Source organism: Mesorhizobium sp. M7A.F.Ca.CA.002.05.1.1 (genome assembly GCF_003998335.1).
Lineage (GTDB): Bacteria > Pseudomonadota > Alphaproteobacteria > Rhizobiales > Rhizobiaceae > Mesorhizobium.
This window is the reverse complement of the sequence record NZ_RZQI01001650.1, coordinates 1-447: the sequence shown is the minus strand read 5'-3', so window position 1 is coordinate 447 and position 447 is coordinate 1. Positions and strand designations below refer to the sequence as shown.

The following is a 447-nucleotide window of genomic DNA, read 5'->3' as shown; positions in this document are numbered from 1 at the left end:
TTCGTCCTTCTTCGAGTTGAGCAGTTTCAGGATCTGCTCTGAGTCGGAAATGGCGTCGTCGCCGCGCTTGATGGTGCCTGAGATCGGGCAGGTCTCGACGCGGCGGCCGTTGACGCGCACGAACATTTCCGGCGAGGCGCCGATCAGATATTCGCCTTCGCCCAGATTGATGAAGAAGGAATAGGGCGACGGATTGATGGCTTTCAGCTTGCGCGAAATCTCGGATGGCTGCGTCTCGCAGCGCTCGTAGAACATCTGGCCGGGCACGACCTCGAACAGGTCGCCGCGCTTGAACGAATCCATCGCCTTGCGCACCAGATCCGCGTATTCGCCCGGTTCATGGTCGCCGCGCGGCGGGATGCGGTCAGGGCTCTTGAACGGCTCGGCGATTTCGTCGCGCGGCAGCCCTTCGGTCGAAAAACCCTCGCCGGCATAGTCATAGCGGTC

At 61.5% G+C, this 447-nt stretch carries 1 protein-coding gene; it reads right to left on the bottom strand.

The window, feature by feature from the left end; genetic code table 11:
• A partial coding sequence (locus tag EN939_RS37580) for a chorismate-binding protein (protein WP_206528492.1) occupies nucleotides 1–447 on the bottom strand: 447 nt, incomplete at both ends.